This is a genomic window from Streptococcus sp. (assembly GCF_041802885.1).
Taxonomy (GTDB): domain Bacteria; phylum Bacillota; class Bacilli; order Lactobacillales; family Streptococcaceae; genus Streptococcus.
Genome location: NZ_JBHCHN010000007.1, coordinates 1 through 15,795, shown reverse-complemented (window position 1 = coordinate 15,795; position 15,795 = coordinate 1). Strand labels below are relative to the sequence as shown.

The 15,795-nt window shown below is 47.3% G+C and carries 14 protein-coding genes; 3 read left to right on the top strand and 11 right to left on the bottom strand.

The window, feature by feature from the left end:
- Window positions 1–907: glucose-6-phosphate dehydrogenase (locus tag ACEYCN_RS00960; RefSeq protein WP_373712436.1), on the top strand; the 907-nt coding region annotated here is incomplete at its 5' end.
- 132 nt (window positions 908–1,039) lie between these two features.
- On the opposite strand, the gene ACEYCN_RS00955 is transcribed toward ACEYCN_RS00960, so the two are convergent.
- From ACEYCN_RS00955 to rnc, 7 genes are all read right to left on the bottom strand, one after another.
- Window positions 1,040–1,747: a hypothetical protein gene (locus ACEYCN_RS00955; protein ID WP_373712435.1), complete on the bottom strand. Its 708-nt coding sequence runs from the start codon at window positions 1,745–1,747 to the stop codon at window positions 1,040–1,042.
- Window positions 1,747–2,628, bottom strand: a complete 882-nt coding sequence (locus tag ACEYCN_RS00950) for an ATP-binding cassette domain-containing protein (RefSeq protein ID WP_373712434.1) — start codon at window positions 2,626–2,628, stop codon at window positions 1,747–1,749. Before ACEYCN_RS00950 ends, ACEYCN_RS00955 begins: the two co-directional genes overlap by 1 nt.
- 167 nt (window positions 2,629–2,795) lie before the next feature.
- Entirely contained in the window at window positions 2,796–4,040 is a 1,245-nt protein-coding gene (ftsY, locus tag ACEYCN_RS00945; RefSeq protein WP_373712433.1) for a signal recognition particle-docking protein FtsY, read from the bottom strand.
- Between the two features lies 1 nt (window position 4,041).
- On the bottom strand, window positions 4,042–4,854 hold the full coding sequence (locus tag ACEYCN_RS00940; protein ID WP_373712432.1) for a Cof-type HAD-IIB family hydrolase: 813 nt from the start codon (window positions 4,852–4,854) through the stop codon (window positions 4,042–4,044).
- Window positions 4,839–5,648: an HAD family hydrolase gene (locus tag ACEYCN_RS00935; RefSeq protein WP_373712431.1), complete on the bottom strand. Its 810-nt coding sequence runs from the start codon at window positions 5,646–5,648 to the stop codon at window positions 4,839–4,841. The genes ACEYCN_RS00940 and ACEYCN_RS00935 overlap by 16 nt, the downstream gene beginning before the upstream one ends.
- A gap of 119 nt (window positions 5,649–5,767) precedes the next feature.
- Complete coding sequence (gene smc / locus ACEYCN_RS00930) at window positions 5,768–9,301, bottom strand: chromosome segregation protein SMC (protein ID WP_373712430.1); 3,534 nt, start codon at window positions 9,299–9,301, stop codon at window positions 5,768–5,770.
- Window positions 9,302–9,303: 2 nt separating this feature from the next.
- Window positions 9,304–9,990 carry a ribonuclease III gene (rnc, locus tag ACEYCN_RS00925; RefSeq protein WP_373712429.1) on the bottom strand — a complete coding sequence of 229 codons (687 nt, stop codon included), beginning with the start codon at window positions 9,988–9,990 and terminating at the stop codon, window positions 9,304–9,306.
- Window positions 9,991–10,178: 188 nt separating this feature from the next.
- Here rnc and mnmE point away from each other — a divergent pair, with 188 nt between their 5' ends.
- Both mnmE and ACEYCN_RS00915 read left to right on the top strand, forming a co-directional pair.
- On the top strand, window positions 10,179–11,552 hold the full coding sequence (gene mnmE, locus ACEYCN_RS00920) for a tRNA uridine-5-carboxymethylaminomethyl(34) synthesis GTPase MnmE (RefSeq protein ID WP_373712428.1): 1,374 nt from the start codon (window positions 10,179–10,181) through the stop codon (window positions 11,550–11,552).
- A gap of 159 nt (window positions 11,553–11,711) precedes the next feature.
- Window positions 11,712–12,221, top strand: coding sequence for an HXXEE domain-containing protein (locus ACEYCN_RS00915; protein WP_373712427.1), 510 nt, complete (start codon window positions 11,712–11,714; stop codon window positions 12,219–12,221).
- Between the two features lie 30 nt (window positions 12,222–12,251).
- On the opposite strand, the gene ACEYCN_RS00910 is transcribed toward ACEYCN_RS00915, so the two are convergent.
- The 4 genes from ACEYCN_RS00910 to ACEYCN_RS00895 form a co-directional block, all read right to left on the bottom strand.
- Window positions 12,252–12,836 carry a uracil-DNA glycosylase family protein gene (locus ACEYCN_RS00910; RefSeq protein ID WP_373712426.1) on the bottom strand — a complete coding sequence of 195 codons (585 nt, stop codon included), beginning with the start codon at window positions 12,834–12,836 and terminating at the stop codon, window positions 12,252–12,254.
- 24 nt (window positions 12,837–12,860) lie between these two features.
- Window positions 12,861–14,267: a dipeptidase PepV gene (gene pepV / locus ACEYCN_RS00905; protein ID WP_373712425.1), complete on the bottom strand. Its 1,407-nt coding sequence runs from the start codon at window positions 14,265–14,267 to the stop codon at window positions 12,861–12,863.
- Window positions 14,268–14,356: 89 nt separating this feature from the next.
- Window positions 14,357–15,133, bottom strand: a complete 777-nt coding sequence (locus ACEYCN_RS00900; RefSeq protein WP_373712424.1) for a class I SAM-dependent methyltransferase — start codon at window positions 15,131–15,133, stop codon at window positions 14,357–14,359.
- 102 nt (window positions 15,134–15,235) lie between these two features.
- A partial coding sequence (locus tag ACEYCN_RS00895) for an ATP-binding cassette domain-containing protein (protein WP_373712423.1) occupies window positions 15,236–15,795 on the bottom strand: 560 nt, incomplete at its 5' end.

Genomic DNA, 15,795 nt, shown 5'->3' with positions numbered 1-15,795 from the left:
TATCATTTTTGAACATATTTGGAACCGAGATTTCATTGACAATATTCAAATCAGCTTTGCAGAATCCATCGGGGTTGAGGATCGGGGTGGTTACTATGATCACTCTGGTGCCCTTAAGGATATGATTCAAAACCATGCCCTGCAAGTCCTCTCTATCCTGGCCATGGACAAGCCAGCTAGCTTTAGGGAGGCGGATGTTCGCGCTGAGAAAATCAAGGTTTTCCAACATCTCAAACAACAGACCGACGAAGAAATCAAGCGCAACTTTGTCCGTGCTCAATATACAGAAGGTCGCATCGATGGTCAGCACTATGTAGGCTACTTGGATGAACCAAATATTGCTGCCCACTCGCAGACAGAAACCTTTGCTGGCGGAGTCTTCTTTGTCGATACAGACCGTTTCCGCGATGTTCCCTTCTTCTTCCGCACCGGCAAACGCCTAACGGAAAAAGGAACCCGGGTCACTATCACCTTTAAGAAGGCAGAAGATATCTTTGGGCAACGTTCCGAGCAAAATATCTTGACTATTTACATTCAGCCGACTGAGGGCTTCTCCCTCTTTATCAACGGCAAGGAAGTCGGCTCGACCTTCTCCCTGACCCCTGCAAAATTAAGCTGGCGCCACAGTGCTGCTGCCCTTGGTAATTCACCTGAGGCCTATGAAAAACTCTTCTTTGATGTCTTGAATGGGGACTCTACCAACTTTAGCCATTGGGAAGAAGTCAAGGCCAGCTGGACTCTGATTGACCAAATTGTCCGTGTCTGGACCAATAACCAATCTCCTCTCCATACCTATCCAGCAGGGTCCATGGGCCCGCAGGCCATCTTTGACCTCTTAGAAAGCTACGGAACAGAATGGCACTGGAAACCAGATGACTGGTACCGTGAGCGGGGCTTGTTGAAATAAGGTTTGTTTTCTAAAAAATAAAAACCACCAACTATCATTTTGAACCGCACCCCAAAAGTTAGATTTTTTCTGTCTAACTTTTGGGGTGCGGTTTATTTAGCAGTTAGTGGTTTTTTGGTGTATCAATGTAGACTACTTCATTTCTTTGCGATTAAAAATAAGGGTTGAAAGGAGAATAAAGAGCAGGATATAGATTCCAGCAGTTAGTAAGATACCAGTATTTGTTTCTACCATAGAATTGACAAGGCCTGTACCTAATGAGTACTTGGTAAGTTCTGAATTTTTTAAGATGTTGCTTAAGATGGAAAAGAGCATATTTTCCCCTGCAAAAAGATAGATGATAAAGCTCACAAGTGAGATATTGGTATTTTTAAAAGAAACAAAGGCAAGAATACCAAACATGAGAAACCCCAGGTAAAACGGCAACTGCCGCAAAAGAATCGAATACAGAATCCCAAATTCTTGGTTTCTAGCAAATAGAAGATTAAAGAGACCAAAGATGCTAAAGAAATAAACCAAGAATAGGCTTGCCATCAAGCTGCTGGCAGTGATTTTATAGAGAAGGATGCTTGTCCGGCTTCTCCCCTTACTGAGCAAGTGGTTGATGGTTCTCATATCAAAATCTTGGCCAAAGAAGTATGATAGGGGACTTAGGAAAGTCAGAGTCATGAACATACTGAGGATTTTAAGAATTTCCAAGAGTACATCCTGTCTCCCCGTTTGGATATCCTTAGTAAAATAAGAGAGGATTCCAATAATAAGTGTAAGGGCAATAATGGGAACCCAACCTGTTTTTTCTTTTGAAATACGTAAACAATCTGCTTTTAGATAGGATAACATTATTTTTCACCTCCGATTTGCTCCAAATAATAATCTTCAAAGTGAAATTTCTGATAGAAAATTTCCTGAACTTCTAGTTGAGCATCCACAACCATTTGAATAATGGTCATCGGTTTGTCCTCAAGATGTAAGACAAGATAATCCTTATCCACATGGAAGTCTATATTTTTTTCCTCCAAGACATCTTGCATACGGAGATTATCATTGGTGGCCAGATAGATATTTTTCTTCATCTTGTGTGCCAAGTGGTCTTGCTCAAGAATTTCCAGGACTCTTCCCTTGCTCATCATGACAAAATAATCAGCAATTTGTTCCAACTCTGACAGCAAATGGCTGGAAATAAGAACCGTCATGCCCTGCTTTTCTTTGAGTTCCAACAAGAGTTTGCGGACCTCCTTGATACCACTTGGATCTAGGCCATTGATGGGTTCATCCAAAATGAGGAAATCAGGTTGGTCCAAGATAGCCATACCAATAGCCAAGCGCTGCCGCATTCCCAATGAAAAATTTTTTGATTTTTTCTTTTTAGAGACCGTAGCTAAACCAATAATGTCTAACACCTCGTCCACGCGGCTATTTAAATGATCCAGTCCCAATTGTAAACCCAGGTACTTGAGGTTATCATAGGCAGATAAATTTTGATAAAGGGCTGGCGCTTCAATCAAGCTGCCAATTTTAAGATTTTTTGAGACTTCTATTTCTCCTTCGGTTGGAATGCTTAGGCCGCATAAGATTCGGAGCAAGGTGGTCTTACCTGCCCCATTTTCTCCAACCAGACCACAAATTTGGCCCCTCTTAATGGGAATGGTCACCTGATCTAGGGCCCTTTGCTGACCATAGGACTTGCTCACATTTGAAATCCGAACCATATCATCATTCATTTTAATACCTCCTTGAGATGGCAAGGCTGCCATTTCGTTTGTTATTGTCTTGTTGTACTAAATGTATAATACAATAAAACAAACAGAATTGCAAGTAGAAATATAAAATAATTGAAAATAATTTTTAAAAAAGGAGCAGGGGGGCATCCCCTACTCCTTCTCTTGTGCTATACCAAGCCCTCTAAGAGGCCGCGCATAAAGTCTTCAGATGAAAATTCCCCGATGTCATCGATTTTTTCTCCGAAGCCGATAAACTTGACGGGAATGTCTAGTTCCTGGCGGATGGCTAGGACGACACCCCCTCGGGCAGTTCCGTCTATCTTGGTCAGAACCAGGCCTGTCAGCGGGGTAATTTTTGAAAATTCCTTGGCTTGGACCAGGGCATTCTGACCTGTGGAGGCATCGACTGCCAGTAGGGTCTCGTGAGGAGCATCCGGCAGGACGCGTTTGACAATGCGGCCAATCTTCTCTAGCTCGGCCATGAGATTGTCCTTGTTCTGCAAACGGCCGGCCGTATCAATCATGAGAATGTCAACATCCTCTGAAATAGCCTTCTCCATGCCGTCAAAGACAACGCTGGCTGGGTCAGACTTTTCGGGACCGGTCACAACAGGCACATCAACCCGGCGGCCCCACTCAACCAACTGGGCCACTGCTCCTGCCCGGAAGGTATCAGCTGCGACCAGCATAACCTTCTTGCCAGCCTGTCTGTATTTGTAGGCCAATTTCCCGATTGAAGTCGTTTTTCCGACACCATTGACCCCTACAAAGAGCATGACCGTCAGACCATCCTGCATATTGATGGCTTCCTTGAATTGGCCATCTTTTTCATAGATATTGACCAACTTCTCCAAAATCACGCGCTGGAGGTCAGAAGCCTTCTTGGCCTTTTGCAGTTTGGCCTCATAGCGCAAATCCTCAGCCAAGGTTGAGGCAACCTGGACACCGACATCTGAGAGAATGAGCAGTTCTTCCAGTTCTTCAAAGAATTCCTCATCCACGGTTCGGAAATTGGCAAAGAATTCATTGAGGCGGGCCCCAAAGCCTTTTCTGGTCTTCTCAAGGCTGCGCTCGTACTTTTCTTGGTCTGTTTCAAGGACTGGTTCTGGCTCAGCTGGGACTTCTACTGCTTCCTTGGTCTGGATGGCGATGTCCTCACCTCTTTCTTGGGCCTCTTGGACTCGGGCAGCCAGGGCAGCTTTTTCAGCATAGTAGCGCTCCATAAGGTCCAGGGTCCGCTGCTTTTGGGCCTCTTGTTCTGGAGTCAGGGCTGGCTCAACCTCTGTCACAGCATCAGTTTCTTCCAGTATCTCTGGTACTGCATCTTCTTCCTGCACTGCTTCCTCAACAAGGGCGCTTTCTTCCAGGTTCTCCTCGGGCTTTGCCCCAAATAATCGATCAAATAATGCCATCTTATACCTCGCCTAAAACATATTTTCGGATTGCCCAGGCAACCGCATCTTCTTCATTGGTCATGGGGGTCACGACATTGGCTACTTCCTTGACTGCGTCAGCTCCATTAGCCATGCAGACGCCAAGTCCAGCCCAATCAATCATAGACAGGTCGTTTTCTTCATCGCCACAGGCCATGACTTCTGCCTGTTCAATGCCCAAATGTCCAATCAACTTGGCCAATCCTTCTGCCTTATGAACGCCTTTGGGACTCCATTCCAAAAGAATCTCCCGCGATTTGAAGATTTCAAACTGGGCATGAAGGTTTTCTGGAATCTTTGGAATCTGTTGATCTAGAAAGTCAACTTCACAGGCTGAGACGGCCTTATTGAACTCCATCTGTCGCGGTAAATCTTCGAATCTGGTCGGGATGTAGTTGAGAAGGGCATTGCAGGTTGGGTAAAGGGAATCCACTGCTGCCGGCAGCACATAGACATCCCCTCCATGGACCACGTCCAGGGGCAAACCCAAAGCCTGGGTCGTCTGGTAAATGCTCTCGACAGCCTCTATGCCGAAGCCGATTTCATCCAAGATGCCCCCGTCGTTAGTTTGGACCAGGCCCCCATTAAAGGTGATGGAATACTCATCCGCCCCCATCAGGTCCAATTCTTTCAGGAAGTTCTCAACAGCTGGCAGGGGACGACCAGTGGTAATCACGACCTTAACACCCTGCTGGCGCGCTGCCTGCAGGGCTTCTTTATTGGCCCTTGAAATCTCCTTTTTGGCATTTAGAAGGGTCCCATCCAGGTCCAGGGCAATTAATTTGATTGGCATACAAGTTCCTCCATGTAGGCGATAACTGAACCAGTGTCATGGTCAGCTATCACAAGATCTGCAATTTCTTTGATTTCAGGGACAGCATTCTCAGGGACGATGGCCGAACCAGCAAAACGAAGCATTTGTTCATCATTGTAGTTGTCTCCAAAGGCTACCACCTCCGATGGCAAAATTCCCAAAATCTCACAAAGATGACGAAGGCCATTTCCCTTATCCACGTGATCCAGCATGACGTCCAGACACTCAAAGCCGCTGGTCAAGGAAACAACGCCTTCAATTTCCCGAGTCAGCCATTGACTGGCTTGAAACACTTCATCCGCAGCAAAATTAGCCCCAATCTTGAAAATCTCATCCTGAACAGTGGCAAAATCATCTACCAACTGAAGATTTGGGTAATAATGTTCCAAAAAGGTCCGGTACTCATCATCAATGCTGGATAGGGTATAGGCACCATTTTTTCCAGACAGATGAACCATGTCCCGATTTTTAAAATGACTAGTTCTGATTTTGTCTACAATGTCAAGATAGAGTTTGCGAGGCATGATTTCTTCATAGAGGGTCTTGCCCTTATACTCCACAACGGTCCCATTTTCACCGAGAAAGATGACCTGATCCTGAAAATCTGCAAAGACTTCCTTGAGGGACTGGACTGCACGACCGCTGGCTACTACAAAGTAAATCCCTTTTTCCTTTGCCTGGGTCAGCAACTTCCTTAAGCGTTCTGCATCATATTGGCTCTTTTTGTCCAAAAAAGTACCATCCATATCGGTCGCCATCAACTTAATTGTCATTTTCTCTCCTTTTCATCAAATCTTGCCTCATTATCACTAAAGACTATTATACCACAGAAAAAGCACAGTCAGACGATGAAAAATTCCCCATGAAACAGTTCATGGGGAAAGTGGTGAATTTACATCTTGTCAATGTCTTTTAATTTGACAGAAACGATTTTCGAGACACCTGATTCCTGCATGGTCACCCCGTAAATGGCATCTGCTGCCGACATGGTCCCCTTGCGGTGGGTAACGACGATGAACTGGCTGGACTTGTCAAAGCGATTGAGATAGTCCCCAAAGCGTTTGACATTGGCCTCATCCAGGGCTGCTTCCACCTCATCCAGGATGACAAAGGGAATGGTTTTGACCCGAATAATGGAGAAGAGTAAAGCTAGGGCTGAGAGTGCCTTCTCTCCACCAGACATAAGGTTGAGGGATTGAATTTTCTTGCCCGGAGGCTGCACAGAAATCTCCACGCCAGCTGTCAAGAGGTCTGGGCTGGTCAGAATCAAATCAGCTGAGCCACCACCAAACATCTGCTTGAAGGTCAGCTGGAAGGATTCCCGGATGGCATCAAAGGTCAGTTTGAAGCGTTCTTTTACCTCATCATCCATCTCATGGATGGTCTCCAGCAGCAAATCACGGGCTGAAAGTACATCATCTCGCTGGCTGTTGAGGAAGTTGAGGCGGTCATGAACCTCCTGATATTGCTCGATGGCATCCAGGTTGACTGGCCCAAGGGCACGAATGGCCCGCTCCAAATCCTTGAGGGCCTTCTCTGCCTGGACCAAATCATCCAGAACTTGGGCCTGACTTTGGGCTTCTTCAAAGCTGCACTTATAATTCTCTGTCAGACTGAGCAGGAGGCTGCGCAATTTATGGGCGGCCTGCTCACAATCGGCTTCCAGCTTGGCCTGACGACGAATGAGGTCATCATTTTTCAAGCGAGCCTGCTCCAATCGTCCTTCCAGATCCTCAAACTGGCCATCAATATCTTCTAACTCAAACTTGATGCGGATGATGGCCTGATCGGTTTCTGTTTTGCGGGTCTGGGCTTCAGCAATCTGCTGGGTCAAGACTTCCAGGGTGGTATCATCCAAGGCGATGTTTTTCTCATCGATGATTTCCTGCAGGAGCTGAATTTCCTTGGTCTGGCGGGCCAAGTCTTCTTCTAAGCGCTTGATAGTAGATTCCTCAAAGCGGATTTCAGAAGTGACCTGGGTTTGTTCCAGAGTCAAGGCAGATAATTTGCCTTGCAGGTTTTGAAGCTGCTCTTGGATAGCATTGCGATTGGTTTTCACTTCCTCAATCTGCTGGTTGATTTCTGCCTTTTTGCCTTCAAAGTGAGTCAGTTCAGCTTTCAGAGCTTCAATAGATTCCTGCAAATCTGTCAACTGATCCGCTCCAACCTGACTGGCCTGCAAATCATACAACTGATTCAAATCCGCCAAGCGTTGGGCTACTTGTTCTGTCTGCAGTCGGATTTTCTGCTCTGCTAAGCGGGCAGCTTCCCCTTCTGTTTTGATGGTTTCCAAGTCTGCCAGACCCTTGTCCAAATTCTCTTTTTCTTGGGCCAGCTTGGCTTCTTCAGCCTTCAAATCTTCTGACAAGGTCTTGATTTCAGCGAGGAGGGCATCCAGTTCTGGTTTGATGAAGAGGCTGTTGTTTTGGCGGTTGGCACCCCCAGCAAAGGATCCGCCTGGGCGGATTTCAGAGCCATCCAGGGTCACGATGCGAACCTGGAATCGAGTGGCTCTGGCCGCCTGATTGGCCTGGTCCAAGTCCTCAAAGATGGCCGTTGCTCCAAGGAGATTTTGGAAGATTCCTGTTAAGGATGTGTCATAGGACACCAACTGGTCAGCTGTTCCCAGGAAACCTGGACTAGCTTCTAATTGGCTCAAATGGTGGCTGGCTAGCTGACGGGGCTTGATGGTTGTCAGAGGCAGGAAGGTCGCCCGACCCTGCCGATTTTTCTTGAGGAAGGCAATGGCGGCCTTGGCATGACTTTCTTCCTCCACAATGACGTTCTGACTGGCTGCTCCAAGGGCAATTTCCATGGCAGTCTGGTAGTGAGGCTCAAAGGTCACATGCTCGCTGACCGCCCCGATAATGCCCCCAATCTGGTCGGCATGTTGCAAGACCGCCTTGACACCAGCATAGAAATTGGAATGATTTTTTAAAATCGCCTCTAAGCTGCTTTGACGGGCCTTTTTCTCCTTGAGGAGGTCCAGAAGGTCAAACATCTTGGTCTGTTGGGCCTGGTAGTCCGTCTGGGTCTGGTTCAAGCTGGCCTCGCTAGCCTTGTAGGCATCCAAAAGGCTACGGAGCTGACTTTCGGCCTGGCTCAGTTTTTCCTGGCTGCTGGCCAAGTCTTTTTCAGCCTCAGCCTTGTCTGCCTCTAGTTTTTGCAATTCCTGGGCCTTGCTTTCAGACAGGCGCAGATGATTGTCCCACTCCTGCTCCAGCTTGGCTAATTGATTGGACTTTTCAGCCTCTGTCTGCATGAGGCGGACATAGCTTTCCCGTAAGTGTTCGATGACCTGGTCAGGATCTTCAGAAAAATGGGCAATTTCCTTCTGAGTATCAGAAATACTTGGCTTTAATTGAGCCAGACGAGCCTCAAGCTCAGCCTGATGCTCCTGACTGGTGGCTAGATTGTTCTGAGTCTCAGATAAGCTTGCTTCCAGTTTGACCAAGCGTTCTTGGGCTTCTTGTTTGCTGGACTCATTTTGGCTGGACTCTAGTTCATGAAGGGCCTGTTTTCGCTCCAAATCACTGATGAGACGGGTCACATCCAAGAGCAGGGCCTGTTCTTTTTCTAGAGATTGGGACAGGTTGTGGCGTTCTTGCTTGAGGGCCTGATTCTCACGTTCCAGTTTGTCGCGTTGCTCATAGTAGCTGGTCAAATCAGCCTTGACCTGACTGAGGGACTCCTCTTTTTCGGTTAAAAGGCTACGCCCATTTTCTATCTGGGCAACCAGGACATTGAGATAGAGCTGTTGGCGTTTTTCATCCAGGTCCAAAAATTGCTTGGCAACTTGTGCCTGTTTCTCAAGGGGCTTGATTTGATTATCCAGCTCATAGATAATATCCTCTAGCCGGTCCAAGTTATCTTGGGTTTGAGCTAGCTTGCTTTCCGTTTCCTTTTTACGGGTCTTGTACTTGAGGACTCCTGCTGCTTCCTCGAAAATAGCTCGGCGCTCTTCGGGCTTGGAATTAAAAATTTCTTCCACCCGGCCTTGGGAAATGATAGAGAAGGAATCCCGTCCCAGACCAGTGTCCATAAAGAGGTCGTGGACATCCCGCAGACGGACTTTCTTGCCGTCAATCAGGTACTCGCTGTCCCCTGAGCGGTAAATATGGCGGGCGACGGTGATTTCCTTGGCCCGGTCCGCAATGAAGCCATTGCTGTTGTCCAAAGTGACCACAACGGATGCGAAATTGAGGGGCTTGCGCTTTTCTGTCCCCGCAAAGATGACATCAGGCATCTTGCCACCCCGCAAACTCTTGGCCGATGATTCACCCAAGGCCCAACGCAGGCTCTCTGTAATGTTGGATTTTCCAGACCCATTGGGACCAACAACAGCGGTTACTCCCTTGTCAAAAATAACTTTTGTCTTGTCTGCAAAGGACTTGAATCCCTGCATTTCAATCGATTTTAAATACATACTTATCCTTTGGCCTCCAAGGCGTTTTTAGCGGCGGCCTGTTCTGCTAATTTTTTGGAACGTCCCTTGCCCTGACCGATGACTTTTTGATCGGCCATGACTTGAACGGTGAAGGTCTTATCATGGGCTGGTCCCACTTCATCAATGACCACGTAAGTAATGTCGATTTCACCGTTGACCTGCAAGGTTTCCTGAAGGCTGGTCTTGTAGTCGGTCACGCGCTCGAAATTACCAACTTCCAACTGGGGAATCATAACTTGGTAGAGGAATTTCTCCACGGCAGCCTCTCCCTTGTCCAAGAGCAGGGCTCCCAAAAAGGCCTCAAAGGCATCGCCTAAGATGGTATCTCGATTGCGGCCGCCTGATTTTTCCTCCCCTTTGCCCAAGAGCAGGTGGGCATCAAAACCGCAGCTCCGTGAAAAACCTGCCAAGCTTTCCTCACGGACGAAGCTGGAGCGGAGCTTGGACATTTCCCCTTCTGGAAAATGCGGGTATTTTTTGTAAAGATACTTGGAAATAATGAGTTGAAGAACAGCGTCTCCTAAAAATTCCAGGCGCTCATTGTGTGAAATTTTTAGAAGGCGGTGCTCATTGGCGTAGGACGTGTGGGTAAAGGCAGTTTGCAACAGATTCAAATCACTAAAGTCAATACCGTAATCCGTCAGCAACTGCTGATGTAAGTTTTTCATTTTCGATGCAGTTCCTTTTTTGATAGTCTGCCGGCTCAATCCGACCTTTCCATTATACCATATTTTTCCCTTTCTGATGGTTTTAGCCCTCATACTTTTCCAACTCAATCCCCAGCTTAAGTCAGGCAAAAATGGTATAATAAAACCAGCAGAAATCTGACTAGAATGAAATACAAACGAGGAAATATATGATTACCAGAGAGTTTGATACCATCACCGCCATCGCAACCCCCCTGGGCGAAGGGGCCATCGGCATTGTCCGCATTTCAGGATCGGATGCTGTCGCCATTGCCAACCGCATCTTTCAGGGGAAAAATCTGGAGACGGTTGATTCTCATACCCTCAACTATGGCCATATCCTGGACCCAGAAAAGGATGAGATTTTGGACGAGGTCATGGTGGGGGTCATGAGGGCTCCTAAGACCTTTACCAGAGAAGATGTCATCGAAATCAACACCCACGGTGGTATCGCAGTGACCAATGAAATCCTGCAGCTGATTCTTCGCCAAGGGGCTCGGATGGCTGAGCCAGGCGAATTTACCAAACGAGCCTTTCTCAATGGCCGAGTGGACCTGACCCAGGCTGAGGCCATCATGGATATTATTCGGGCCAAGACCGACAAGGCCATGAACATCGCCGTCAAACAGCTAGACGGTTCCCTGAAAGACCTGATCGACAATACCCGCCAGGAAATTCTCAACACCCTGGCCCAGGTAGAGGTCAATATCGACTATCCCGAGTATGATGATGTGGAAGAAATGACCACTGCCCTCCTGCGGGAAAAGACCCAGGAATTTCAAACCCTGCTGGAAAACCTGCTCCGTACGGCTAGACGGGGGAAAATCTTGCGCGAGGGCCTCTCCACCGCCATTATTGGCCGTCCAAATGTCGGCAAATCCAGCCTCCTCAACAACCTCCTGCGGGAAGACAAGGCCATCGTGACAGATATTGCCGGGACCACCCGTGATGTCATCGAAGAATATGTCAATATCAAGGGGGTTCCCCTCAAGCTCATTGACACAGCCGGCATCCGCGAGACGGACGATATTGTTGAAAAAATAGGGGTCGAACGCTCCCGCCAGGCCCTGTCGGAAGCTGACCTGATCCTGCTGGTTCTCAACGCATCTGAAAAACTGACAGAACAGGACCGCGCCCTTCTGGCCCTTTCTGACATGACCAGACGCATCGTCCTCCTCAACAAAACCGACTTAAGAGAAGAAATTGAAGCGGAGGAATTGCCAGAAGACGTCATCCGCATCTCCGTCCTAGAAAACCAGAATATCGATCAAATTGAAGAACGGATCAACCAACTCTTCTTTGACAATGCCGGAATTGTGGAACAGGATGCCACCTACCTTTCCAATTCCCGCCATATTTCCCTCATCGAGCAAGCCGTCCAAAGCCTGCAGGCCGTTAACGAGGGACTAGAATTTGGCATGCCAGTTGACCTCCTCCAGGTTGACCTGACCCGCACCTGGCAAATTCTGGGCGAAATCACAGGCGATGCCGCCCCAGACGAACTCATCACCCAACTCTTCAGCCAGTTTTGTTTAGGTAAGTAAAAAGGTTCGGAGAATCTTTTTAACCCAAGCTTAGAAACATGAAAACGAGGAAAGTTTTAGGGAGATTGTTTTCTCCAAGCTTAGAAATATGAGTTCGAGGTAAGGGTGAGAGACTATTTCAACCAAACACTTGAAAAGAAAAAACAAGGAGAATGTCTTATGTCTGCTGCATTATTATCCTTTATCGCGATTGTCCTCTTCATGATTCATGAATTTGAAGAGGTTATTTGGGTAGTACCGTGGATTACAAAGAACGCCAATAATCCTACATTTGCCAAGGAAATGTTTATGCTGGGTAAGGCCAGTTATCCTTCTTCAGAGACGATGGCTCTTCTCATCCTTGAAGAATTTGTGCTAGCCAGCTTCACCTTGCTAATTGGTATTTTCCTTAAAAAGCCTGAAATCGTAGCAGCTGTCACTCTTGGGCATACGCTGCATCTCTTGTCACATCTTAGTGAACTATTTCGTTTTCAAACTTGGGTGCCAGGTACTATAACTGCTGCACTGACACTTCCTATCTTACTCACTGTTCTCTGTATCTTCTTCAAAACAAACCCTATCAACTGGTTACAACTCAGCATTTGGACGGTTGTTATCCTCGTCCTACTTCTTGCCAATCTTTCTTGGTTACATAACCGAGCTCAAAACGTAGAACGTTGGTTACATTAAAAAGCTTGATTTCTCAAGCTTTTTTATTTCCTATTTACTCAAAATCTCTGCTACGATCCTTTTTAGGTCAGGCAGGACCACTTCCCGAAACCAAGGATTTTTGACTTGCCAGATATTGTTACGAGGAGAAGGGTGGACGAGTGGGAAGTAATCTGGAAGAAAGTTTTGGTAATTACGGACATTATCCGTCACCTTGACGGACTTCCTTTGCTTCAGATAGTAGTGCTGGGCGTACTGCCCAATTAAAATCATCAATTCAACATTTGGCATTTGTGACAGAATATCGGCATGCCATTTATCCGCAAAGTCTTTGCGTGGCGGTAAGTCGCCTGATTTTCCAGAACCTGGAAAGTAGAAATCCATGGGAACGACTGCAAAGAGACCTGATTCATAGAACATTTCCTCATCCACACCTAGCCAAGCACGGAGATTATCCCCTGATGGGTCTCGGAAATAGAGACCTGTCGCTTCTGCACGACTTCCCGGAGCTTGTCCGACCAGAACAATGCGTGCTGTCTCATGTGCTTCAAAAAGAGGGAAAATCCCTCTCTTTGTGAAATCTTTATTTTCAGGATCGGCAATAATAGCCTGACGAATGTCTTCGATACTCCTCATATAGTTTATCTCCCAGATCACTCGCTATTTTATCAACTCATAAATGGCCTCTGCATAAATGGCCGCAGCCCGATAGAGGTCTTCCACATCCGCAAATTCATTGGCCTGGTGCATAGTATCGGTATAGCCCGGGAACATGGCACCAAAGGCTACGCCACGCTTGAGCAAACGTCCAAAAGTACCACCACCGATGATTTGTTCATGACCCTTGAGACCTGTCTGTTTTTCATAGACAGAGAGAAGGGTCGATACTAGCTCATCCTCCATTGGAGTGTAATGAGGTGTATGCATGTGTTGGCTAAGGCTGACTTCCCGAACACCCTCTAAGCCCTCCAAAACAGCCTGAATCTTCTTCTCATCTGTTCCTTGTGGGAAGCGGAAATTGAGGGCAATACGATTGTCAGACGATGCTGAGTCAAAGTTGAAGACACCTGCATTCATGGTTAATTTACCCATTTTCTCATCTTCAAAAGCCACACCAGTAGCTTGTCCAAAATGATCTTGATGCAGAATTTGGCCAGCAATTGTCAGGTAAGCCTTAGCTGAACCAGCAAAGTCAAATTGGCTGAGGAAGTTGGCCAGGTAGGTCACGCCATTGATACCAGAAGCTGGACTTGCCCCGTGAGCTGATTTTCCAATCACTTCCAGTTGGAAGCGACCTGCTTCTTCTGTCAGGCTGGCTGTAACAGGATTTTCAGCAGTAATGGCCGCCAATTTTTCCTGCAAAAAGGCTAGGTCCGCCGGGCCAGAAAAGACTGCCCGACCCGCTTCAGGGACCATATTTTCCCGCAGACCGCCGGACAAACTGTGGAGGACAAAGTCTCCATCGTTGGCACCATCAAAGTGCAGATACTCGGTGATATTGCCCTTTTCGCCATTGATAATTGGAAATTCCGCATCAGGGGAAAATCCAAAATCAGGTTTTGGCAAGCCCACATGGGCAAAATAATAATCCATATCTGCCCAGCCAGATTCCTCATCCGTCCCCACTACAAAGCGAACCCGCTTGGAAACTGGCAATCCCAGATCCTTGATGATTTTCAGGCCGTAGTAACAAGCCATGGTCGGCCCCTTGTCATCCGAAGCCCCACGAGCATAGAGCTTGCCATCGATGATTTGAGGCTCATAAGGATTGGTCTTCCATCCGCTTCCAGCAGGCACCACGTCCAAATGGGCAAAGATGCCCAATTCTTCCTCTCCCTGACCAAAGGTAAAATGCCCGGCATAATTATCGACATTTCGAGTCTCATAGCCATCGCGCTCAGCCATTTCAAGGAATTTTTCCAGGGCCAAGACAGGCCCAGGCCCAAATGGGTGCTCCTTATCCGCCAGGCTATCATCCCGCTCGGAGTTGATGGCCAACAGGCTGAACAAATCCGCCATCATGGCCTCTCTGCGCTTGTCTACTTCTGCTTTAAAATCGATTGACATAAACTTCCTCTTTTCTCTCTAATCTCCCCCTATTTTACCATAAAGAAAGTGATTTTTCAGAAGAAAAACCAGCTTGCGCGGTCTAAATCTCAGTATTTAATGGATAAATTGGCCAGATAATCACTGTCAAACTGACTCAGTCGATTTCTCTGATCTTTTGACTCGTAAAAATCTATCATGGCAAAGCCTGCCTTTAATTGACCAGCAATTTGTTCCTCTAAGGTATGACTAAATTCATAGCCAAATTCGGGATTGATGGTGATTTCCCCTGCTTCTTCCAGCTGGCGGGAGTTGAAGGGCAGAGGATATTTGGGAGTCAAGGCTTTGTCTGGATGATCCCAAACATCGTCACCGTTAAATACATAAATCCATGGATTCATATAGCCGACCATGAGAAGCCCGCCTTTTTTCAAAACCCGATAGGATTCCTGCCACATATTGGTCAACTCTTCGATATAGACATTTGACACCGGGCAAAAAATAATGTCAAAGGTTTCATCTTCAAAGGGAAAGGCCAGTGTCATATCCGCTTGCACTGTTTCTAAGTCCAAGTTTTCCCGCTCCGCAACTAGTCTATCCTTTGCCAGCTGTTCCTCAGAAAAGTCCATAATGGTCGTTTCATAGCCATGGGCTGCAAAGATGGGCCCTTGCTGACCGCCGCCACAGGCCAGCCCCAGCAATTTCTTCCCCGAAGTTTTTTCAAACCAATCCAGCGGAACTGCCTTCCCGACTGTCAAGGAGACTTGAAGGGGGCTCTTCTTGGCAGCCACAAAGTCCTCATGACTGATAGGAATCGTATAACTATTTCCCTGCCTTCCTGAAACCCGATTCCACCTGTCTTGATTGTAGTTTACATAATTGGTCATTTTCTCTCCTCTGCATGAGGTCTAGCCAGTCTGACCTCCTTTTGTTTATCCATATTATGACATAAGTAAGAAGAAAAAGCCATCTTTCGATAGCTTATTTCCCTAAGTCAGTTCGTTAAAATCCCAAACATCATCCACCCAACCCTCATAGAAGTCTGGCTCGTGGCAGACCATGAGGATGGAGCCCTTGTAGGCTTGGAGGGCCCGTTTGAGTTCGTCTTTGGCATCCACATCCAGGTGGTTGGTCGGCTCGTCAAGAACTAGAACATTGTTCTCACGGTTCATGAGCAAGCAGAAGCGAACCTTGGCCTGCTCCCCACCAGATAAGACTTGGATTTGGCTTTCGATATGCTTGGAGGTCAGACCACAGCGAGCTAGGGCTGCACGAATCTCGGCCTGATTGAGAGCTGGGAAGGCATCCCAGACTGCTTCCAGCGGTGTCTGACGGTTGCCGCCTGCGACTTCCTGCTCAAAATAGCCCAGCTCCAGATATTCACCCCGCTCCACCGAGCCACCCAGCGGTGGGATAAGGCCCAGCAGGCTCTTGAGCAGGGTGGATTTTCCGATACCGTTGGCACCGACGATGGCAATCTTCTGATTGCGCTCAAAAGTGAGATTGAGCGGTTTGCGGGTCAAGACGCGGTCATAGCCAATTTCCAAAT